The sequence below is a fragment of the Janthinobacterium sp. 64 genome, from assembly GCF_002813325.1.
GTDB lineage: Bacteria > Pseudomonadota > Gammaproteobacteria > Burkholderiales > Burkholderiaceae_D > Janthinobacterium.
Window position 1 is genome coordinate 3,968,528 of record NZ_PHUG01000001.1, and the last position, 21,822, is coordinate 3,990,349.

A 21,822-nucleotide genomic window follows, 5' to 3' on the forward strand; every position below is an offset into this window, starting at 1 on the left:
CCATGCTGTTGCTGCAATTTACGAATGAACATGGCGGCCGCCTCGTCGGCCTGCTGCAAGACGACGCCATCCGCGTCATCGAAGGCTACAACACGACGTATGCGCTGGCGCAAGACGCCATCCGCAAAAGAGTGAGCCTGGTGGAGCTGGTCAACGCCACCGTCGGCAATACCACGCATTCCTTTGCCGACGTGGCCGCTGCCGGCCGCGTGCTGCCGCCGCTCGACCATGCCGACGAGGCGCATTGCTACGTGACGGGCACGGGCCTGACCCACCTGGGCAGCGCCGGCGCGCGCGACGCCATGCACAAGAAGATCGGCGGCGACGCGGAGTCGCTGAGCGACTCGATGAAAATGTTCCGCCTCGGCGTGGAAGGCGGCAAGCCCGCCGATGGCACGGCCGGCGCCCAGCCAGAGTGGTTCTATAAAGGCGACGGCTCCATCGTGCGCGCTGGCGGCCAGCCGCTGCGCATGCCGGACTTTGCCCTCGATGGCGGCGAAGAGCCGGAAATCGCGGGCCTGTACGTGATCGGCGACGACGGCCAGCCATATCGCGTTGGCTACGCCATCGGCAATGAATTCTCGGATCACGTGACGGAACGCCAGAACTATCTGTACCTGGCCCATTCGAAGCTGCGCATGTGCAGCGTGGGACCGGCACTGCTGGTGGGCGAATTGCCCGCGCATATCGCAGGTACTTCGCGCGTGCTGGACGGGGCCGGCAAGGTGCGCTGGGAAAAAGCGTTCGTCAGCGGCGAAGACAATATGTCGCACACGATTGCCAACCTGGAACACCATCACTTCAAGTATCCGCTGTTCAAGCGCCCTGGCGACGTGCACGTGCACTTCTTCGGCACGGCAACGTTAAGCTTTGCCGATGGCGTGAGCGTGGCGCCGGGCGAAACCTTTGAAATCGAAGCGCCGGCCTTTGGCCCTGCCTTGCGCAACCGCCTCGACGTCTTCCCAACCGAATTTGCGAAAGTGAGCACATTATGAGTTTCAATATCACCGGTGATGCATTGATCGGCGGCGTCGCCGTCAAGGGCAATGGCGGCTCCTTCGAAGCGTGGGACCCGGCCGCGCGCGCGCACATCGCGCCTGCCTTCCACATGGTTGACGTAGCGCAAATCGATGAGGCTTGCCGTCTGGCGCAAGCCGCCTTCGACCCGTTCCGCGCCACCACGGATGCGCAGCGCGCCGATTTTCTCGACACCATCGCCGCGCAAATCGGCGAACTGGGCGACGAGCTGATCGTGCGCGCCATGACGGAAAGCGGCTTGCCGCGCGCCCGCCTGGAAGGCGAACGTGGCCGCACGGTGGGTCAATTGAAACTGTTCGCCGGCTTGCTGCGAGAGGGATCGTGGACGGATGCGCGCATCGATTCGGCTTTGCCCGAGCGTGTGCCGCCGCGTCCTGACTTGCGCTTGCGCATGATCGGCCTGGGCCCCGTCGCCGTGTTTGCGGCCAGTAACTTCCCGCTGGCCTTCTCGGTGGCCGGTGGCGATACGGCCTCGGCCCTGGCTGCCGGCTGCCCTGTCGTCCTGAAAGCCCACTCGGCCCATCCGGGCACGTCGGAACTGGTGGCGCGCGCGATCGTGAAAGCGATTGCCATCTGCAAGCTGCCGGCCGGCGTGTTCGCCTTGCTGACGGGCACGGGCAATGGCATCGGCCAGGCCCTGGTGGCCCATCCCGCCATCCAGGCCGTGGGCTTCACGGGTTCGCGTTCGGGCGGCATCGCCCTGATGAAGGTGGCGGCGGAACGTCCACAGCCAATTCCCGTGTATGCGGAAATGAGCAGCATCAACCCTGTGTTTGTGCTGCCGCAAGCCTTGGCCGCCCGTGGCGCGGCGATCGCCAGCGGCTTTGCCGCTTCGCTGACGATGGGCGTGGGCCAGTTCTGCACCAATCCCGGCCTCGTGCTGGGCCTGGAAGGTCCTGACTTTACGGCGTTTGCCGCCGCTGCCGCCGAAGCGCTGGCGCCGGCGCCGGCCGCCACCATGTTGACGGCCGGTATCGCCAGCAGCTATGCCAAGGGCGTTGCCGCCCTGGCGCAGCATGCCGATGTGACGCCGCTGGTGCAAAATGCGGGCGAGGTAGGCAAGGGCGCCGCCGCCCTGTTCGTCACGTCGGGCGAGGCGTTTTTGGCCAAGCACGATCTGCGCGACGAAGTCTTCGGCCCGGCCTCGCTGCTGGTCGCCTGCCGCGACATCGAGCAATTGCTGGCGATCACGGAAAGCCTGGAAGGCCAGCTGACGGCCACCTTGCAAATCGATGCCGGCGACGTGGCAGATGCGCGCCGTTTGCTGCCCGTGCTGGAACGCCGCGTGGGCCGCATCCTGGCCAACGGTTTCCCGACGGGCGTGGAAGTGTCGACGGCCATGGTGCACGGCGGACCGTTCCCTGCCACGTCGGACGGCCGCAGCACCTCGGTCGGCACGGCGGCCATCAACCGCTTCCTGCGTCCCGTGTCGTACCAGAACCTGCCGCAAGACTTGCTGCCGGAGTCGCTGCACGACGATAATCCGCTGGGGATCTGGCGCCGTCACGATGGCGTGCTGGGTAAACTTTAATCATAAAAAATAAAAATACACAGGTGGAGACAAGATGAAGCAGTTGGCGAAATATGGCAGCTTGCAGGGCAAGCGCGTGTTCATCACGGGTGGCGGCAGCGGCATCGGCGAATCTTTGGTGGCGGAGTTTGCCGCCCAGGGCGCGCTGGTGGCGTTTGTCGATATTGCGGTGGAAGCGAGCGAGGCCCTGTGCCGCCGCCTGGCCGAAGCGGGCCTGACGGCGCCATTGTTCCGCCATTGCGACATCACGGATATTCCCTCGCTGCAAGCCATCATGGCCGAACTGGCCGACAAGCTGGGCGACTTCGATATCCTCGTCAACAATGCCGCCAACGACCAGCGCCACCAGGCGCAGGACGTCACGCTGGAATACTGGAACGAGCGCATTGCCATCAATCAGCGCCCGATGTTCTTCACCTGCCAGGCCGTTTTCGAGGGCATGAAGCGCAAGGGCGGCGGTTCCATCATCAACGTCAGCTCGATTTCCTGGCACATGAAGTCGGGCGGCTACCCTGTGTATGCCACCACCAAGGCGGCCGTCGTGGGCCTCACGCGGGGCCTGGCGCGCGATTATGGCGCCCACAATATCCGCGTCAATACCGTTACACCCGGTTGGGTCATGACGCAGCGCCAGATCGACCTGTGGGTCGACGACGCGGCGGAAGTGGAAATCAAGAAAAGCCAATGCTTGCCAAGCAAGCTGATGCCACAGGACATCGCCGCCATGGTGCTGTTCCTTGCATCGGACGATGGTGCGATGTGTTCCTCCCAGGAATTCATCGTCGATGCCGGCTGGATCTAAGCCTTAGCGCATCGTTCAATCCGCGCCGGGACTGACCGGCCCTCCAATTTTGAAATACCGCTCTTGCCGCCCCAACCCCGCGGCAGGAGAGGCATCGCCATTCCATCGCCGGGTTGATCCCGGCCCTTGCTTTTCACTAAAAAACAGGAGACAGCATGAAATTCATCCATACCAGCATCGTGGCCTTGAGCCTCGTCGCCGGCAGTGCCTTTGCCGCGCCCGTCAACGTCACCATCGACGTAGCCAAGCCCGGTTCCGTGATCAACAAGAACGTGTACGGCCAGTTCGCCGAGCATCTGGGTACCGGTATCTATGAAGGCATGTGGGTGGGGCCGGAGTCGCCGATCCCGAATACCAAGGGCTGGCGCAATGACGTGCTGGGCGCGCTGAAACAGTTGCACGTACCGCTGGTGCGCTGGCCGGGCGGCTGTTTTGCCGATGAATACCACTGGAAGGACGGCATCGGCGCGCGCGCCCAGCGTCCGACCAAGGTCAACACCAACTGGGGCGGCGTGGAAGAGTCGAACGCCGTCGGCACGCATGAATTCTTCGATCTGGCCGAGCTGCTGGGCGCGCAGACCTACATCAACGGCAATCTGGGCTCCGGCACTCCGCAGGAAATGTCCGAATGGCTTGAATACATGACCTCGGACAGCAAATCGACCCTGGCCGAGCTGCGCCGCAAGAATGGCCGCGCCCAGCCGTATAAAGTCGATTACTTTGGCATCGGCAACGAAGCGTGGGGTTGCGGCGGCAATATGCGCCCGCAGTACTATGCCGACCTGTACAAGCACTATCACACCTTCATGAAGACGCCGGAAAGCGCGCGCCCGAAATTCATCGCCAGCGGCGGCAATGACGACGACATCAGCTGGTCCAGCACCCTGAGCCGCGAAATCAAGCCGAACATGATGGACGCCATCAGTTTCCACTACTACACGGTGCCGACCGGCGTGTGGGAAAAGAAGGGCGCCGCCACGGGCTTTGGCGAAAATGAATGGATCTCGACACTGAGCCGCACCCTGCGCATCGATAGCTTGATCAAGAACAATCTCGCCGCCATCGACAAGAACGATCCATCGAAAAAGACGGGTTTGTACGTCGATGAATGGGGCACCTGGTACGACGTCGAGCCGGGCACCAACACGGGCTTTTTGTTCCAGCAAAACAGCTTGCGCGACGCGCTCGTCGCGGCCTTGAACTTCAATATTTTCCACGCCCACGCGGACCGTGTGCGCATGACGAATATCGCGCAAATGGTCAACGTGCTGCAGGCGATGATCATCACGGACAAGGACAAATATTTCCTGACGCCCACGTATCATGCATTTGAAATGTATGTGCCCTTCCAGGACGCCACCTCGCTGCCGGTCGCCATCAGTGGCAATGGCAAGTACAGCCTGGGCAAGGTCAGCATTCCGGAAGTGAGCGCATCGGCCGCGCGCGGCAAGGATGGCAAGGTGTATCTGTCGCTGGTGAATACGAACCCGCACAAGGCCGTCGACGTGAGCGTGGCGCTGGCCGGCAAGCAAGTGGCCAGCGTGACGGGCCGCGTGCTGACTGCCGGCAAGATGGATGCCGTCAACAGCTTTGCGCAACCGCAAGCCGTGCAGCCGGTGGCGTTCAATGCCAAGGCGCAAGGCGGCAAGCTGACCGTGTCGGTGCCGGCCAAGGCCGTGGTGGTCGTCGCCGTCGAATAAGCCGCCAGCTTCCCGCTGTCTACTCTGTGCCGGCGCGGGAGCTTTCCCGCGCCGGCCAGCCGCATCGTGCTGCACGTTGTAGAGAAAGTATTTCATGAACAGAAGAGAAGCTGTACTGGCGCTCGGTAGCGCCATGGCTCTGGCCGCCTGTGGCGGGGGCGGTTCCGATAGTGTTCCCGTCGTGTCCGTCACGCCGCCCGTGGTGCCGCCCGTCGTGCCTCCTGTGGTGGTGCCGCCTGTCGTCACGCCGCCCGTACAAGGCGCCATCACCTTTAGCAATGCCTCCGTGCATGACCCGTCCGTCATCAAGGTGGCCGATACTTATTATGTCTTCGGTTCGCACCTGGCGGCCGCCAAGTCCACGGACCTGATGAACTGGACGAAGATTGCCGACGGCGTCAACGCCGGCAATCCCCTGTTCAACAATGTCGTCAGTGCTTTGGCCGACACCTTTGCCTGGTCGCAAGTGACCGGGCTGTGGGCGCCCGATGTCATTCAGCTCGACAATGGCAAGTTCGCCATGTACTACAACAGCTGCAAGGGCGACTCGCCCCGTTCCGCCATGGGCCTGGCCCTGGCCGACAAGGTGGACGGCCCCTATGTGAACCAGCAGATTTTCCTCAAGTCCGGCATGTGGGGCCAGCTCAGCGAAGATGGCGTGACCATCTACGACGCGCTGACGCAGCCGAACGTCGTCGACCCGAACACCTTCCGCGACGCTACGGGCAAGCTGTGGATGATCTACGGCTCGTATTCGGGCGGCATCTTCATCCTGGCCATGGACCCTGCCACGGGCTTGCCCGTCGCAGGGCAGGGCTATGGCAAGCACGTGATTGGCGGCAACCATAGCCGCATCGAGGGCGCCTACGTGCTGTACAGCCCGCAAAGCCAGTATTACTATTTGTTCACCTCGTTTGGCGGCCTGGACGCGAACGGCGCTTACAATATGCGCGTGGCCCGCTCGCGCGCGCCGGACGGCCCTTACGTGGATGCCCGGGGTAACGATATGCGCCAGGTCAAGTCGAACCCCGCCTTGCCGCTGTTCGACGACGCCACCATCGCGCCTTTCGGCCAGAAGCTGATGGGCAACCATCAATTCGCGCTGGCAACAGGCGAGACGGGCACGCCGCCGGGATATGTGTCGCCAGGACACAATTCAGCGGTGTACGATGCCGCCACGCAGCAGTATTTCCTCCTCTTCCACACGCGCTTCCCGAACATGGGCGAGCTGCACGAGATCCGCGTGCACGAGCTGTTCATCAACGCCGATGGCTGGCTGGTGGCGGCACCGTTCCGTTATGTGCCGCTGAGCAAGAGCGTGACGCCGCTGGCGGCGCAGGTGGTGAGCCTTGACGTGGCGGGCAGCTATCAATTGATCAACCACGGCAAGGATATTTCCACAGCACTCAAGCTGTCGCAAAGCGTCACATTGCTGGCTGACGGCACGATCTCGGGGGCGCAAACGGGCACGTGGCAGCACCAGGGAAACAATTTGGTCGCCATCACCCTGGCCTCCGGGGGGCTGTTCAATGGCGTGCTGTCGCGCCAGTGGCATGCGAATGCGCAAGCCTTCGTCGTCACGTTCACGGCGCAGTCCATCGATGGCGTGTCGCTGTGGGGCGCCCGCAGGGACAATTAAAAGTTAAAGGAAAACCATGATGCAAACGCTCAAGCGCGGCCTGGCCGCTGTTACCGCCACCCTGATGGCGCTGTCCTGCCATGCCGCGCAAGTGAGCGTGCACGACCCCGTGATGGCCAAGGAGGGCGACACCTATTATTTGTACAGCACGGGCCCCGGCATTACCTTTTATAGTTCGAAAAACATGCGCGACTGGCAGCCGGAAGGGCGCGTCTTCGCGGGGCAGCCGACGTGGGCAAAAACAGCAGCCCCCAGCTTTGACGACCATATCTGGGCGCCCGACGTGCAATTTCACGACGGCAAATATTATCTGTACTACTCCGTGTCCGGCTTCGGCAAGAACACGTCCGGCATCGGCGTGACCGTCAACACCACCTTGAATCCCCGCTCGCCCGACTACCGCTGGGTCGACCAGGGCATGCTGTTGCAATCGGTGCCCGAGCGCGACGAGTGGAACGCCATCGATTCGAACATCGTCACCGATGCCCAGGGCACGCCGTGGATGTCGTTCGGCTCGTTCTGGAACGGCATCAAGCTGGTGAAGCTCAACAAAGACTGGACCCGCATCGCGGAACCGCAAGAGTGGCACTCGCTGGCGCGCCGCGTGCCCTTGCCGCCACGGGCAGGCGAATTCAAGCCCGCGCCCGAGGAAATCGAGGCGCCCTTCATCTTCCAGCGCGGTAGCGATTACTTTCTCTTCGTCTCCTGGGGCTTGTGCTGCCAGAAGGAAAAAAGCACCTATCACCTGGCCGTGGGCCGCTCAAAAAGCGTGACGGGTCCCTACCTGGACAAGCACGGGCGCGACATGGCGCAGGGCGGCGGCACGGTGCTGCTGCTGGGCGACAAGGATTGGCAAGGTCTCGGCCACAACAGCGCCTACACCTTCGATGGCAAGGATTACCTGGTGCTGCATGCGTATGAGACGGCGGACAATTATTTGCAGAAGCTCAAGATCCTGCCCATGACGTGGGACCAGGATGGCTGGCCGCACGTCGATGCGCGCGACTTGAACCGCTATCAAAGCCGCGAATTGCCGGCAGCCAAACGGTAAGCGGACCAGGGGATGGGCGGCAAGAGATACGCAAATCGGTATCGCAAGCGAAAAAGAATTGATTGGATGGCTATGTTGCTTTCTCCTACCATGGGTTCATAAAAAACCGCCCATCCGGCATCCGGCTGTGATGGTATTCCAAAAAAAACTGGAGACAAGAATGAAATTGACACGCCGCACACTCCTCGCCAGCGCCATGTTGTTGGCACTGTCCGCAACCTCTTCCGCCTTCGCCGCCAAGCCCCTCGTCATGGGCTTTTCGCAGGTAGGCGCCGAAAGCGAATGGCGCACCGCCAATACCGTCTCCATCAAGGATGCGGCCAAGAAAGATGGCGTCACCCTGAAATTTGCCGATGCGCAGCAAAAGCAGGAAAACCAGGTCAAGGCGCTGCGCTCGTTCATCGCGCAAAAAGTCGACGTGATCGCCTTCTCGCCGGTCGTTGAGTCCGGCTGGGATACCGTCTTGCGTGAAGCCAAGGCTGCCAAGATTCCCGTCATCCTGACGGACCGCGCCGTCAACGTGGCCGACAAATCGCTGTACGTGACCTTCATCGGTTCCGATTTCGTGGAAGAGGGCCGCCGCGCCGGCCAATGGCTGCTCGAGCACGCCAAGAAAACCCCGGACGCCACCCTGAACATCGTCGAGCTGCAAGGCACGGTCGGCTCCGCACCTGCCATCGACCGCAAGGAAGGTTTCCAGGAAGTCATCGGCAAGAACCCGAAGCTGAAGATCATCCGTTCGCAAACGGGCGACTTTACGCGCGCCAAGGGCAAGGAAGTGATGGAAGCGTTCCTGAAGGCCGAAGGCAAGAAGATCAACGTGCTGTACGCGCACAATGACGACATGGCCATCGGCGCCATCCAGGCCATCGAAGAAGCGGGCATGAAACCGGGCAAGGACATCATCATCATCTCGATCGATGGCGTCAAAGGCGCGTTCGAAGCCATGATCGCCGGCAAGCTGAACGTCACCGTGGAATGCAGCCCGCTGCTGGGCCCGCAACTGATGTCGATTGCCCGCGACGTCGTGGCCGGCAAGCCTGTGCCAGCGCGCATCACGACGGTGGAAGGCGTGTTCCCTGCCGAGGTGGCCGCCAAGGAATTCCCGAACCGTAAGTACTAAGCCTGCCGCATGATGAACACGCAAGCGCATCAAACTGCCGCGCCAGCTCCCTTGCTGGAGTTGCGCGGCATCAGCAAGTCCTTTCCCGGCGTTAAAGCCCTCAGCGATGTTGCCCTGCGCCTGTATCCGGGCGAAGTGCACACCCTGATGGGGCAGAACGGCGCCGGGAAATCGACCCTGATCAAGGTGCTGACGGGCGTCTACACGCCCGACAGCGGCCAGATTCTGCTCGATGGCAAGCCCATCGCCCCCGCATCCACGTCGGACGCGCAGTTGCTCGGTATCAGCACCGTGTACCAGGAAGTCAACCTGTGCCCGAACCTGTCGGTGGCGGAAAACATTTTTATCGGCCGCTACCCGCGCCGCTTTGGCGTCATCGACTGGCGCTCCATGCAGCAGCAGGCGCGTGCCTTGCTGCAGCAATTGCAGATCGATATCGATGTCACGGCGCAATTGTCCAGCTTTCCGCTGGCCATCCAGCAAATGGTGGCCATCTCGCGCGCGCTGAACATTTCGGCGCGCGTGCTGATCCTCGACGAACCCACGTCCAGCCTCGATGAGGCGGAAGTCAATCTGCTGTTTTCCGTGCTGCGCCGTTTGCGCGAACAGGGCATGGCGATTCTGTTTGTGACCCACTTCCTCGACCAGACCTACGCCATTTCCGACCGCATCACCGTCATGCGCAATGGCGAGCGCGAGGGAGAATACGCGTGCAGCGAACTGTCGCGCCTGGCGCTGGTCAATAAAATGATCGGCGTGGCGGCAGATACGCAGGAACAAGCGCTGGATCTGGCGCACGAAGCGGGCGCTGCCAGCTTTGGTCCGACTGTGCTCGAAGCGCAGGGACTGGGCCGCAAGGGCGCCTTGCTGCCCATGGATTTCCACATCCGCCAAGGTGAATTGCTGGGCCTGGCCGGCTTGCTCGGTTCCGGCCGCACGGAACTGGCGCGCTTGCTGTTCGGCGCAGACAAGGCCGATTCCGGCAGCATCGTCATGCAAGGCAAGATACGCCAGTTCAACGTGCCGCGCGAGGCGATTGCCCAGGACATCGGTTTTTGCTCGGAAGACCGCAAGCACGAGGGCGCGATTTTGTCGCTGTCCGTGCGCGAAAACATCATTCTGGCCTTGCAGGCCCGCACGGGCTTGCTGCGCGCCATTCCGTTCAAACGCCAGCAGGCGCTGGCCGACGAATATGTGAAGGCGCTCGGTATCAAGACGGCCAGCATCGAAACGCCGATCGGCAGCCTGTCGGGCGGCAATCAACAAAAGGCCTTGCTGGCGCGCTGGCTCGTGACGTCGCCCGCCATGCTGATTCTGGACGAACCGACGCGCGGCATCGACGTGCGCGCCAAGCAGGAAATCATGACGTATGTGAGCAAACTCTGCCGCAAGGGCATGGCCATCCTGTTCATCTCGTCCGAATTGCCGGAAGTGCTGCGCTGCAGCGACCGTATTCTGGTCATGCGCGACCGCAAGGCCTGCGGCGACTATGCGCGCGGCGAGCTGGACGATAGCTCCGTGCTGCAAGTGATCGCCGGAGACGCCACATGAGTTTATCCACACCCTCCAGCGTGCCCTTGGCGCGCCCGGCTTCTTTTACGGGGAATACCGTCTTGCACCACCCTTTGAGCCGCCCCCTGGCCGCGCTGCTGTTGCTGCTGCTGGTCGACTTCTTCGCCATCCCCGGCTTTTTCCACCTGGAGATCCGCGACGGCCACCTGTATGGCAGCGTGATCGACATCGTCAACCGCGCGGCGCCCTTGATGCTGGCGGCGCTGGGCATGACCCTGGTCATCGCCACGCGCGGCATCGACATTTCCGTGGGCGCCGTCGTGGCCCTGTCCGGCACCGTGGCCGCCATGCTGATCGGCGGCACCATGGTGATGGACAACGGCGTGCCGACCTATGTCAGCAATATCCCGATGGGCTGGGCCCTGGCGGCCGCCCTGGGCGCGGCTTTGTTGTGCGGCGCCTGGAATGGCGTGCTGGTGGCGGGCCTGGGCTTGCAGCCCATCGTCGCGACCTTGATACTGATGGTGGCGGGGCGCGGCCTGGCGCAATTGCTGACGGATGGCCAGATCGTCACCGTCTACTATCAGCCTTACTTTTTCATCGGCAGCGGCTACCTGTTCGGCTTGCCGTTTTCGCTGTTCCTCGTCGCTGCCGTGTTCATCATCACGGCCGTGCTGATGCGAAAAACGGCGCTGGGCCTGTTCATCCAGGCCGTCGGCATCAACCCCGTCGCCGCGCGCCTGGCGGGCATCAAGACGGCCACCCTGATCTTTTTCGTCTACGTGTTTTGCGCCGCCTGCGCGGGCCTGTCGGGCCTGATGATCAGCTCGAACATCAAGAGCGCCGACGCCAACAATGCGGGCTTGATGCTGGAACTGGACGCCATCCTGGCCGTCACGCTGGGCGGTACGTCCTTGGCTGGCGGCAAGTTCAGCCTTGTCGGCAGCATGATAGGCGCGCTCATCATCCAGACCCTGACCTATACGATCTATTCGCTGGGCGTGCCCCCGGAAGTGAACATGGTCGTCAAGTCGGTCGTCGTCTTCCTCGTCTGCCTGTCGCAATCGTCGGAATTCAAGCAATTGCTGCATCGGAGAAAAGCATGAAGGGTTTGCTGCACACCCCGTATTTCACCTCGCTCGTCACGGTCTTGCTGCTGGTGGTGATGCTGGGCCTGGGCGGCGCCGCCTATCCGGGCCTGCTGTCGACGCAAGTGATCTTCAACCTGTTGATCGACAACGCCTTTTTGCTGGTCATCGCCGTCGGCATGACTTTTGTCATCGTTTCCGGCGGCATCGACTTATCGGTCGGTTCCGTGCTGGCCCTGTCGACCATGATCGCCGCCTGGCTGCTCAACGTGGCGCACTGGCCGCCGCTGCTGGTGATCGTCACCGTGCTGGCGCTGGGCACGGTGTTTGGTGCCAGCATGGGGGCGCTGATCCATTATTTCAAATTGCAACCGTTCATCGTCACCCTGGCCGGCATGTTTCTGGCGCGCGGACTGTGCTATCTGATCAGCATCAATTCCATCACCATCGATGACCCGCTGTTCGTCGCCATGTCGCAGACGCAATTGCAGTTTCTCGGCGGTTTCGTTTCACCGGGCGTCGTGATCGCCGTGGTCACGTTGCTGCTGGCCATCTGGCTGGCGCATGCGACACCATTTGGCCGCGCCGTGTATGCGATTGGCGGCAATGAACAGTCGGCCCTGATGATGGGGCTGCCCGTGGGCCGCACCAAGGTGTTCATTTACGCCTTCAGCGCCTTTTGCGCCGCGCTGGGCGGCGTGCTGTTTTCGTTTTACATGCTGTCCGGCTATGGCTTGCATGCGCAAGGCACGGAACTGGACGCGATTGCCGCTGTCGTCATCGGCGGCACCTTGCTCAGCGGCGGCTACGGCTATGTGGCGGGCGCTTTGTCCGGCGTGCTCGTGCTCGGCACCATCCAGACCCTGATCGCCTTCGACGGCACGCTCAGCTCGTGGTGGACCAAGATCGTCATCGGCGGCCTGCTGTTTGTCTTTTGCGTCGTGCAAAGACTGATGGCCATGGGCCAGAAGAATACCAATCGGAGTTAATACCATGTTTCACAAGAATAAACTTGCCGCAGCCATCGGCATGGCGGCGGCGCTCGCCTGTATTGCAGTCAACGCGCCGGCGGCCAACCCCATCGTGAAAAACATCTACACGGGCGATCCGGCCGCGCTGGTCGACAATGGCAGGGTGTATTTGTACGTCGGCCACGATGAAGCAAGCGCTACCGATACGGATTATCGGATGAACGAGTGGCGCGTGTATTCCTCGTGCGACATGGCCAACTGGACGGATCACGGCTCGCCCGTGCGTTACTCTACGTTTGCGTGGGCCGGCAAGGATGCCTGGGCCGGCGACATCGTCAAGCGCGGCAATAAATACTATTTCTATTCGACTGTCGACCACAAGACCATCCCCGGCAAGGCCATCGGCGTGGCCATGTCCGACAGCCCGACCGGGCCGTTTGTCGACGCGCGCGGCAGCGCCCTGATCACGAACGACATGACGAAGCAGACGGCGATCCCGTGGGACGATATCGACCCGGTCGTCTTCATCGATACGGATGGCCAGGCCTACATTTACTGGGGCAACACGGTCTTGAAATACGCCAGGCTCAAAGCCAACATGACGGAACTCGATGGCCCGATTCTGACCTTCGGCATGGATGCGTTCACGGAAGCGGCGTATATGCACAAGCATGCCGGCACGTATTATCTGTCGTACTCGCGCAACTTCCCTGAAGAAACGGCGTATTCGACGGGGCCAACGCCCACCGGTCCCTGGCATTTCCGCGGCGCCATCATGGACAAGAATGCCGTCGTGAAAACCATTCACCAAGCCATCATTGAATTTAACGGCAAGTCCTACATCTTCTATCACAACGACAAGTTGCCCGGCGGCGGAGAATACCGGCGTTCCGTGGCCGTGGAAGAGCTGAAATACAAGCCGGACGGCACCATCGAATTCATCCATCAAACGGCTGGCCCGGCACCCAACCCCAGCGCCGCCTGCAAGGCATTGTGAATGCAGCTTGACGACGCTCAAAAAGGAGACACACCGATATCTGGAATATCGATATTGAGTTAAAACTGATATCGATCATGATATGATTTATTCATGGATACCCTCAACCCCAACTGGTTCTTGCGAGCCCGCCTGAAGACGCGGCAATTGCTGCTGTTGATCGCCCTTGACGAGCAGCGCAACATCCACCGCGCGGCGGAAGAATTGCACATGACGCAGCCGGCCGCGTCCAAGCAAATCAAGGACCTGGAAGAGATGCTCGACGTGCGCCTGTTCGACAGGCTGCCGCGCGGCATGGAGCCGACCATCTACGGCGAAACGATGATACGCCACGCGCGCATGGCCCTGACGAGCTTGTCGCTGGCGCATGACGACATCGTCGCGCTCAAATCAGGCTTGACGGGCCAGGTGGAAGTGGGCGTCATCATGACGCCGGCCATGGCCTTGCTGCCGCGCGCGATTGCCCGCATCAAGCAGCAGGCGCCGCTGATGCGCATCGGCGTGCACCTGGAGCACAGCAATACCCTGATGGACATGCTGCAGCATGGCACGCTCGATTTCATGATCGGGCGCATCCTGGAAAAGGAAAGCAGCGCGGGCCTGATCTACGAGGAATTGACGGAAGAGCCGGCCAGCGCCGTGGCGCGCAATGGCCATCCGCTGCTGTCGCGCAAGAATCTGCAATTGAAGGACCTGGCGGGCCAGCCGTGGATCTTGCCGCCGCAAGGCAGCATCCTGCGCCACCGCTTCGACATGATGTTCCGCCGCGCCAGCCTGGAGCCGCCCGTCGACGTGGTCGACACGACCGCCTTGCTGCTGATCACGTCCTTGCTGCAGCAAACGGATTCCCTGCACGTGATGCCGACGGAAGTGGCGCACTACTATGAATCGTTGAACGTGCTGAGCATTTTGCCCATCGAGCTGCCGTGCAAGATGGATGCGTTTGGCATCATCCGCCAGCAGGATCATCTGCTGTCGCCGGGGGCGGATATGCTGTTGAAAGCTGTGCGGGCGACGGCGGCGGACATGTATTAAACCCAACGGCAAATGCTGGGGTCGTACCCTCAGGGTACGACCCCGGATCTTGCTTTTGGGGTTCAATCCGGCACTTCAAAGAAAAACAGCTGCACCAATCGTCCATTTTCCGGCGTGTCGCCAAACACATTGCTGATCGAGTGAAAGTAATGGCCCTTGTACACGATCAACCGGTTGTGGCGCATCGGCACTTCCAGCAGCGCTTGCCAACTGTCGCGCTGTTCCTGTAAATCGTTGAATTTCTGCACTTTGCTGTTCGGCAGCCAGCGTTTCTGGAAATCCTTGAAGCTGGCGTAGCCGCCCGCTTTCACGTCCGCCTCGGGTAGTCTCCGGTACCAGCCGCTGGGCTGATGGCGCCAGAAGGTGGTGCCGCCCTGGCACTGCTCGGGCGGGTTCAGATACAGCACGCCCGCATAGAAATTGAAATTGTTGCCCGTCTCATTGTCCACGTGGATGTCCGTGCGCGCCATCGCGTCCGCATAGCTGAGGCGATACGAGCCGTTGTCGGGAGAGATAAAACGGATGGGGCGGCCCAGCGCCGTGGCGATGCGCGCCATGATGGCCTGGCTGGGCTGGCCCGCCGTCTGGCTGCCCGGATAATTCTGTCCCGCATAGCGCTGCTGCTCGAACGGCAAGTTGAGCGCCTGCGCGCGCCAAGCGGCGGGGTCGGGCAGGAAATCGTCGAGGATGTGCAAATCCGTTTCGCGCAAAAAATCCTGCAGCGCTGGCGCGACGTTGATCGGTGTCAGCGTTTCTACTTGTTCCGCTTGCGGACTGGCAAAGCCGATGCGGCACGTGTGCGCCAGCGCCGGATGCAGCGCCAGGGCTTGCGCATAGCGGGCCAAGGCCAGTTCCTGCTGTCCCGTGCGGTAATACAGCTCGGCCAGGCCCTGCAGGGTTTGCCAGCGCTGCGGACGCAGGGCGTGGGCGCGTTCCAGCTCGGCGATGGTGTCCGCCAGCCGCTGTTTGCCCAGCAGCAATTCCGCATGACTGATGGCGAAATCGTGCTCGTGTGGCGCCAGCCGCGCCGCCGTGGCGTAGCTGGCCAGCGCCGCCTCGTTGTCCGTACCGCGCAGCACATTGCCGAGGTTGTAGTGGAACAGGGCGTTGTCGGGCTGCTGCTTGAGCGACAGTTTGATGAGGCCCAGGCCGATGGCGCCCTGGCCCAGTTCCAGCATCGCCAGGCCCTGGAAATGCTGCGCTTCGGCCAGGGCCGGGTTCAGTTTATAGGCTGCCTGGTAAGCGTTGATCGCCTCGATCAGCTTGCCTTGCTGCTGCAGCCCTTGCCCGTTTGCCAGATGTTGTTCCGCCAGTGTCTGTTCGCCCATGTCACTATCCCGATGCAATGTGGCGAACAGTGTAACCGAGGCTGTTCTACAGCGCCTGGTTGACGGGAATTTCTTCCCCGTTCAGCTTGATCGCCACCTTGACGATCTGCGCCTTGACCTGGTTGCTGGCCATGTCCGCTTCCTGGGCGTAGGCATACACGACGATGGCGAAGTCCTTGTAGCCGCTGCGCGCCGCCTCGATCTTGCGCGCCGCCTCCTGGTCCACTTTCAGCAAGGAATAACCGTCGCCATTCGTGAACGCCAGCTTGTAGTCGCCGTTGTCGTACATGTAGTAATACGTGCCCGCGTCGGCGAACTTGGCGGGGAAGGCGGCCTTGTCCATGGCGTACGGCGACAGCGCGCCCTGGCCGTTGATCTGGTAGCGCAGGTAGCGCTTCGTTTTGGCCTCATTGACCTTGGCGTCGATCTGCGGTTTCAGCGCGTCGAGCACTTCCTGCTTGCGGAAGGCGTCATTGCTGCCCGCATATTCGCGCGAAATGCGCTGTGCCACGGCCGCATAGTCGGGCGGCACGCCGGACAGGGCGATGTAGCTGTACATCAGCTGGTTGCCGCTGGTGATGTCGACATAGCTGGACGTTGGCGTGGCAGCGTCCGCTTGCGGCAGGCTGGCGGCTGCCGCCTTGACTTGCGCCTTGGCCGCCAGATCGGCCGTGCTGGTGGCGACGGGGGCAGGGGAGGTCGGGGCGGCGGTGTCGGTTTTGCCGCAGGCGGACAGGATCAGGGCGATGGCGAACAGGGATGGCAGGGTGCGTTTCATGGTGGTTCCTTGAGTGTGAGTTGAACGGAGCGTGGCGGGACGGGGAGTTAGCCGATGGTCTTGCGCTTGTATTCGCCATAGCCGTAGGCGGCCAGGACGATGGCAGACGCCAGCAGCAGGTAGGTGCCGACGCCGAACGACATGCTGCGCCAGACCTGGGACAGCATTTCATCGGCCATGCGGCTGGCGATTTCATTGTTGCGTCCGCCCAGCATGCTTTGCACGCCGGCGGTCGAGGCGCTGACCGAGTCGCGCACGGTCATGGTCAGCCTGGCGGTGTAGATCAGCAGGAAGAGCAGCGGGGCGGCCTTGCCGAGGGCGGCCTTGGCGTTGTGGATGAAGAGGCTGGCAAAGCAGGCGCCGATCGCCAGCAGGAAGAAGAAGCGGCCCGAGGTAAAGCTGCTCCGGGTTCCTTGCGACAGGCGTTCCAGATTGTCGATGGGCATGCCGAGCATTTCCCAGAAGCTGAAACTGCTGTTGCCATACAGGCGCATATCCAGCACATTGAACAGGAAGGCGCCTGCCAGCAGGGCGCCGATGCTGGCGAGTACCGGCAGGCCCAGCATGGAGACGGCCTTGCTCCACAGTTGCTGGCCCTTGGCGCGCGCCAGTTTTGCCGCGATGGCCATGTCTTCCTGCGCCAATTGCTGGGTAGAAACGACGTGCAGGGTCTCGATGGTGCCGCTGGCGTCGAGGCAGACGTCAACCACGGCATTCAGGACGGGCGCCGTGTCCGAGCGCCAGTGCTTGCTGACGTCAAACGGATATTGCACGCCCTCGATGCTGACGGTGCCGAGGCCGCTGGGCTGGTAGGTCATGATGCGGCCGCGTTGGCCGGTGGTGCTTGCTGCTGGGATCGAAGTTTGCATGGGATTTCCCTGGTCACTGTCATGCTCTATTGCATGTACCCACGGATAACGGGGGCAGTTCAGGGAAATCTAAAATTATTTTGAATTATTTTTTTGGTGGCTGCATCATGTCCTTGGCGGCGCCCTGGTAATCCTTCATCAAGCCCATGAAGGCATCCTGCAAATGCCGGGCCGCATCCTGCGGCGGCGCGCCCGTGCGCCGCGCCAGGTCGAATTTATACGCATGGGCGGGGCTGTAGCCGGCCTGCGAAGCGGCGTCCAGCAGCACGCCGGCGCGTTTCAAAGAGGCCGGGTCACCCTTGACCATCAGCAATTCTGCCAGATAGGTCTGGGCAATGGGAAAATCTTTCGCGGCCGCCTTTTCCAGCCACTGCATGCCCGCCTTCGGCTGTTTGATGCCCGCATCGCCGCCGCCGATGCCATAGCCGAGGGCCGTCAGCGCCACCAGATCGCCGCCGCGCGCGCGCTTTTCCAGTTGCTGGCGGGGAAACGGGCGGGCCGCGATCTGCATGCGGATTTCATAGTTGATGTCTTGCAGCACATTGCCTGGCCACACCTTGGCGCCCGGTGCGGCCGGCTTTTCCACCGCTGGCGCTGGCGCCGGGACCGGTGCGCGCACACCGCCCTGGCCTTGCGCGCCGGCCAGCACGCCTGGCGTTGCCTGGCTGACGCCCTTGCCGCTGCCCATGTTCAGCACCAGGCGCGCCGACGTTTCGCCAAACGACACGCGGGGCTTTTGCACGTCGTGCGTCATGGCGGCCACCCGTGCCGCCACTTGCGAGAACACGTCGCCCATCGGCAAACCGGGCGCATCGAGCGCGTCGAGCAGGGCGCTCGTGTACGGGCTGTTGCGCGAATCGGGCGACCAGAAATCGCGCGCCAGAGCGCCGGGACCGGCCGAATAGGCGATCACCACGCCGCGTGGCGCTTGCGTGTCGGCAAAGCCGTGGCTGGCCGCATTGCCGCCGCCAGGAAGCACCACGGCGCCGCCGCGCGTATATTCCTGGCGGCAAGCGTCGAGGATCAGCACGGCGCCGCGCGCGCCCGTGCGCTGCAAATCGCCTGCCAGGCTGGAGACGGACACGCCCTGGGCGGCGATGGCAGCCGCACTGAGCGCATTCATGTTGGCGCCCAGCGGCAGCACATAGTTCGCTTCGCCCGCCTGCGCGCCGTGGCCCGCGTAAAACACGAGGGCGATATCGGCGCCGCGCGCCTGCGTGGAAAACTCGGCCGACGCCTTTTGCAGCTGCTGCGCATTGATGTCCGTGCGCAACAGCACTTCAAAGCCCAGGCGGCGCAGGCGCTCGGCCATAGCGCGCGCATCGTTCACGGGATTCAATAGAGGCTGCGGATAGGCCGCATTGCCGATCACCAGGGCGATGCGCTTGCCGGGGCCGCTGGCGGCGTTGCCTACGGCCGCTTGCACGACGTTAGCGCAGAGTAGAAAGATGAAGCTCAAAAACAGGGGAATCAGGCGATGCATCGGCGTCTCTGGAATTGTCGTGAAAGTAACAAAAGTTAGCGATTTTTACTGTGATATGAGAAAATTGCTTAAATGCATTTTACCTTACTGACAAGTTTCTCTTGTCTGGCCAGCGTATTGCTTGTTTGCCTGTGCGCCGCCGCCGGCCAGTGGCGCGCGCCACCCCAACACACGATCGGACCGGCTGTGCAATCGGAACAATTTGAACGGATTCATGCTTTCTGGACCCGCCGCCAGCAACTGACACAAGGCGAACTGGGCGAGTTTTACCAGCGCGTCATCGCTGCGCTGACCCCATGCCGCCCGCGCGAGGCGGCATCGCTCGGTGATTCCCTGGCCGATTTGCGCCACCAGTTCTTCATCGAAAAAGTCCTGCACGGCGACAGCGACGCGGCGCCCCACCACGTCGGTGCTTTGTTCCTGTACTTCAAGCGCTTCATCATCGACCAGCTGCGCAAGCAGCGTAATGACGAAGATGCTGATGCGCAAGAGGGCTGCGACTTGCCGGCGCCCGACGCGTATGCCGAACCGCTGCGCGACTACCAGCTGACGCCGCAGCAGGTGCGCGAAGCGGCCGACAGTTTTATTACCACCTTGCCGCGTGACTTGATCTTGCTGCTGCGCCATTGCGGCTGCGGCGGCATGCCCGTCAAGGAACTGACCGAGCAGATCGCCTCCGCGCATTACCACGGCGGAAAATTAGGCCTGGTGCACAGGCAGAAGGGTGAGGCGGACAGCGCCGGTCGCCAGATCGTCGAACCGGCCCACCGCGCCACCTTGCTGGGCAGCTGGGTCTTGACCCTGCTCAAGCTGCGCGTGGGCGATGTCTTGACCGCGCGCGATATGCAGGCGGCGCAAATAGTTTTGGATATCTTGTGCCTGGCCGCGTTATCCCTGCACACGGACCCCGCGTCCACCCACCCGAACCCTGATGAAAGGCCACCGGCATGACTGCATTGACGCCCTCGCTGGCCATCGTTGCCGCGCGCCTGCCATCGCCCCCGTCGTCCGCCGAATTGCTGGACGCGGATGTGAGCGGCACTACCCCTGACTGGCGCGGCATTGCCGTGCCAGAACACTTGCTGCAGCGTTTCGAGCGCCGCAGCGATGCGGCGCCCTTGGCCGCGCGGCCCATCGCGGGCGGGCAGATTCATTTGCTGGCGCGCCGTCCCGGCTTTGGCGCCGTGCTGCTCGACGCCTGGGACAGCTCGCGGCAGCGCTGGCGCGGCTGGCTCGTCACGCCGGACGCATCGTATGCGGATGCCTGCGGCCTCGTGGTCGAAGAGCGCGACGCGCCCGCCGACCCGCGCGCGGGCCTGGTGCTGTGCGATATGCCCGTGAGCCTGGCCGTGACGGACCTGGGCGCCTGCCTGGGCGTGTTCAGCCAGGAGCGCCTGCAGGCGGCGCGCTGGCTGGAGCGGCATGGCCGCGCGAATGCCGCTACGGCGGCGCCCGGCCTGATCGCCCGCGTGGCCTTGCCCGGCGACGATTACGCCTTGACGGGCACGCCGCTGTCGAGCGAACTGGGCAAGGATGGCCGCGTGGCGTACCGGCAATTGCTGCGCCAGGGGCTGCAGCAGTTGCAGATCGCCTCGGCCGATGCCGCTGCGCCACAGACGGCGGTGCCGATCACCACGCCGATGCGGGCGGCCAATGCAAACCGCTGGCTGAAGCTCGTCACGGCCGTGGCCGCCAGCGTGATGGTGGTGCAATCGGCGTGGCTGTTCCTGCCGAAAGATCAGGCCGTGGTCGGCAATGCGGAGTTCCGCAACGGCGGCAGCGGCGTCGAGACGGGTGTGCGCACGCGCGTGCTGTTCCGCGCCGAGGCTAGCGAGGCGGAAATCCGCACGTGGCTGCAGCGCGAGCAGCTGGAAATCGTCGCCGGACCGGACACCCTGGGCGCCTTCACCGTGCTGTCGCGCAACCGCCAGAAAGTCTTGCCGCCACCGGGTCCGGGCAATCCGCTGGCCGTCATCAATCCCTGACCCAGAAATAAGAGAAAGTTATCAAGCATGACAATGTATAAGAGTTTTGCATCCGCGCACTGGCGCAAGTTGATCGCCGGCGTGGCCGCCGGTGTCCTGTTGACGGGCTGCGCCATGACGCCGAACGGCCGTGGCGGCGTGTTGATGGGGCTCGATACGGCTGAGCTGTTCGGCACGCCGATTTCCACCTTCCGCCTGCGCGATGGCACGGAAGGTACTTTGCGCAAGGATCCGCAGGGCAAGTATTCGATCAAGCTGTCGCAGGCGTTTCGCGTCGTGCCGCTGGCCAATGCGATTACGGCGCGCGTGGCGAGGGTGGAAAACGTGGGCGAGCGCACCGTGGTGATCGTGGAAACCCAGGAGCGCGGCTGCGCCTACCGCTATGAAGTGCTGGCCTTCCAGGGCACGGACGTGCTGCAGTGGACGGTCGGCAATTGCAAGGACCGCCCCCGCGTGGACCTGGCGGCCGATGGAAAATCGCTGAATATCGACTTTCCCAACTACAACCGCCTGTCGCGCATGATCTACACGGACAACCGCCTGCTCAACGCCAGCGTGGCCGTGCCGCCCGGCGTCGATACGCGCGCCCAGCCGTTTGCCGACGATGCCTTGCGCGGCACGGGTCCCGCCATCGTCACCGTGCCTGGGAGCGGCAACGATAGCGGCCGCGTGATCCCGGCCCCGCCGGCAGCCGCTCCGGCGCCTGCCGCCGCGCCGAAAACGGGCAGCCGCGCCAGCGCCAGGGCACGCCGCCAGGAACCATCCGCCAGGTCGGCAACGCCCGCCGCCATCAGCCTGCCCGCGCCGCGTGCCGCAGCGGCTGCCCCTGCGGCGCCGATGATCTTCCAGGCCGAAGAGATCAAGCCCGTCGTCATCGATTTGAGGAAATAAG

General features: G+C 62.8%; 19 protein-coding genes. 15 read left to right on the plus strand and 4 right to left on the minus strand.

Going from position 1 to position 21,822, the window contains the following annotated elements; genetic code table 11:
- Nucleotides 1-2: 2 nt before the first annotated feature.
- The 12 genes from araD1 to CLU91_RS17460 all read left to right on the plus strand — a co-directional run bounded on the left by araD1 (nucleotide 3) and on the right by CLU91_RS17460 (nucleotide 14,487).
- Nucleotides 3-995, plus strand: a complete 993-nt coding sequence (gene araD1 / locus CLU91_RS17405; protein ID WP_100875165.1) for an AraD1 family protein — start codon at nucleotides 3-5, stop codon at nucleotides 993-995.
- Nucleotides 992-2,569, plus strand: coding sequence for an aldehyde dehydrogenase (NADP(+)) (locus CLU91_RS17410; RefSeq protein ID WP_100875166.1), 1,578 nt, complete (start codon nucleotides 992-994; stop codon nucleotides 2,567-2,569). Before araD1 ends, CLU91_RS17410 begins: the two co-directional genes overlap by 4 nt.
- A gap of 34 nt (nucleotides 2,570-2,603) precedes the next feature.
- Nucleotides 2,604-3,371, plus strand: coding sequence for an SDR family NAD(P)-dependent oxidoreductase (locus CLU91_RS17415; RefSeq protein WP_100875167.1), 768 nt, complete (start codon nucleotides 2,604-2,606; stop codon nucleotides 3,369-3,371).
- 155 nt (nucleotides 3,372-3,526) lie between these two features.
- Nucleotides 3,527-5,071 carry an alpha-N-arabinofuranosidase gene (locus CLU91_RS17420; RefSeq protein ID WP_100875168.1) on the plus strand — a complete coding sequence of 515 codons (1,545 nt, stop codon included), beginning with the start codon at nucleotides 3,527-3,529 and terminating at the stop codon, nucleotides 5,069-5,071.
- Between the two features lie 94 nt (nucleotides 5,072-5,165).
- Nucleotides 5,166-6,710, plus strand: coding sequence for a glycoside hydrolase family 43 protein (locus CLU91_RS17425; protein WP_198521352.1), 1,545 nt, complete (start codon nucleotides 5,166-5,168; stop codon nucleotides 6,708-6,710).
- 16 nt (nucleotides 6,711-6,726) lie between these two features.
- Nucleotides 6,727-7,761 (plus strand): arabinan endo-1,5-alpha-L-arabinosidase, encoded by a 1,035-nt coding sequence (locus CLU91_RS17430; protein ID WP_100875170.1) that lies wholly within the window; start codon nucleotides 6,727-6,729, stop codon nucleotides 7,759-7,761.
- 160 nt (nucleotides 7,762-7,921) lie between these two features.
- Nucleotides 7,922-8,884 carry an ABC transporter substrate-binding protein gene (locus CLU91_RS17435; protein ID WP_100875171.1) on the plus strand — a complete coding sequence of 321 codons (963 nt, stop codon included), beginning with the start codon at nucleotides 7,922-7,924 and terminating at the stop codon, nucleotides 8,882-8,884.
- A gap of 9 nt (nucleotides 8,885-8,893) precedes the next feature.
- The gene (locus CLU91_RS17440; protein WP_232730785.1) at nucleotides 8,894-10,435 is read left to right on the plus strand and encodes a sugar ABC transporter ATP-binding protein; all 1,542 of its coding nucleotides are present in this window, start codon (nucleotides 8,894-8,896) and stop codon (nucleotides 10,433-10,435) included.
- Nucleotides 10,432-11,502, plus strand: coding sequence for an ABC transporter permease (locus tag CLU91_RS17445; RefSeq protein WP_100875172.1), 1,071 nt, complete (start codon nucleotides 10,432-10,434; stop codon nucleotides 11,500-11,502). The genes CLU91_RS17440 and CLU91_RS17445 overlap by 4 nt, the downstream gene beginning before the upstream one ends.
- The gene (yjfF, locus tag CLU91_RS17450; RefSeq protein ID WP_100875173.1) at nucleotides 11,499-12,473 is read left to right on the plus strand and encodes a galactofuranose ABC transporter, permease protein YjfF; all 975 of its coding nucleotides are present in this window, start codon (nucleotides 11,499-11,501) and stop codon (nucleotides 12,471-12,473) included. Before CLU91_RS17445 ends, yjfF begins: the two co-directional genes overlap by 4 nt.
- 4 nt (nucleotides 12,474-12,477) lie before the next feature.
- Complete coding sequence (locus CLU91_RS17455) at nucleotides 12,478-13,452, plus strand: glycoside hydrolase family 43 protein (protein WP_100875174.1); 975 nt, start codon at nucleotides 12,478-12,480, stop codon at nucleotides 13,450-13,452.
- A 93-nt stretch (nucleotides 13,453-13,545) separates the two neighbouring features.
- Nucleotides 13,546-14,487, plus strand: coding sequence for a LysR family transcriptional regulator (locus tag CLU91_RS17460; RefSeq protein WP_035823672.1), 942 nt, complete (start codon nucleotides 13,546-13,548; stop codon nucleotides 14,485-14,487).
- Between the two features lie 62 nt (nucleotides 14,488-14,549).
- Here the strand turns inward: CLU91_RS17460 and CLU91_RS17465 are convergent, their stop codons facing one another.
- The 4 genes from CLU91_RS17465 to CLU91_RS17480 form a co-directional block, all read right to left on the minus strand.
- Nucleotides 14,550-15,815: a DUF6445 family protein gene (locus CLU91_RS17465; RefSeq protein WP_100875175.1), complete on the minus strand. Its 1,266-nt coding sequence runs from the start codon at nucleotides 15,813-15,815 to the stop codon at nucleotides 14,550-14,552.
- 46 nt (nucleotides 15,816-15,861) lie between these two features.
- Nucleotides 15,862-16,593 (minus strand): hypothetical protein, encoded by a 732-nt coding sequence (locus tag CLU91_RS17470; RefSeq protein WP_100875176.1) that lies wholly within the window; start codon nucleotides 16,591-16,593, stop codon nucleotides 15,862-15,864.
- 47 nt (nucleotides 16,594-16,640) lie between these two features.
- A complete protein-coding gene (locus CLU91_RS17475; RefSeq protein ID WP_100875177.1) occupies nucleotides 16,641-17,462 on the minus strand; it encodes a hypothetical protein in 822 nt (273 codons plus the stop codon).
- 85 nt (nucleotides 17,463-17,547) lie between these two features.
- Entirely contained in the window at nucleotides 17,548-18,945 is a 1,398-nt protein-coding gene (locus tag CLU91_RS17480) for a caspase family protein (RefSeq protein ID WP_100875178.1), read from the minus strand.
- A 72-nt stretch (nucleotides 18,946-19,017) separates the two neighbouring features.
- Here CLU91_RS17480 and CLU91_RS17485 point away from each other — a divergent pair, with 72 nt between their 5' ends.
- Genes CLU91_RS17485 through CLU91_RS17495 form a run of 3 tightly spaced genes read left to right on the plus strand, consistent with a single transcriptional unit; the run spans nucleotide 19,018 to nucleotide 21,821 of the window.
- Nucleotides 19,018-19,896, plus strand: coding sequence for a hypothetical protein (locus CLU91_RS17485; RefSeq protein WP_157814723.1), 879 nt, complete (start codon nucleotides 19,018-19,020; stop codon nucleotides 19,894-19,896).
- A complete protein-coding gene (locus CLU91_RS17490) occupies nucleotides 19,893-20,930 on the plus strand; it encodes a hypothetical protein (protein WP_100875180.1) in 1,038 nt (345 codons plus the stop codon). Before CLU91_RS17485 ends, CLU91_RS17490 begins: the two co-directional genes overlap by 4 nt.
- A 27-nt stretch (nucleotides 20,931-20,957) precedes the next feature.
- Nucleotides 20,958-21,821 carry a hypothetical protein gene (locus tag CLU91_RS17495; protein WP_157814724.1) on the plus strand — a complete coding sequence of 288 codons (864 nt, stop codon included), beginning with the start codon at nucleotides 20,958-20,960 and terminating at the stop codon, nucleotides 21,819-21,821.
- Nucleotide 21,822: the final 1 nt, after the last annotated feature.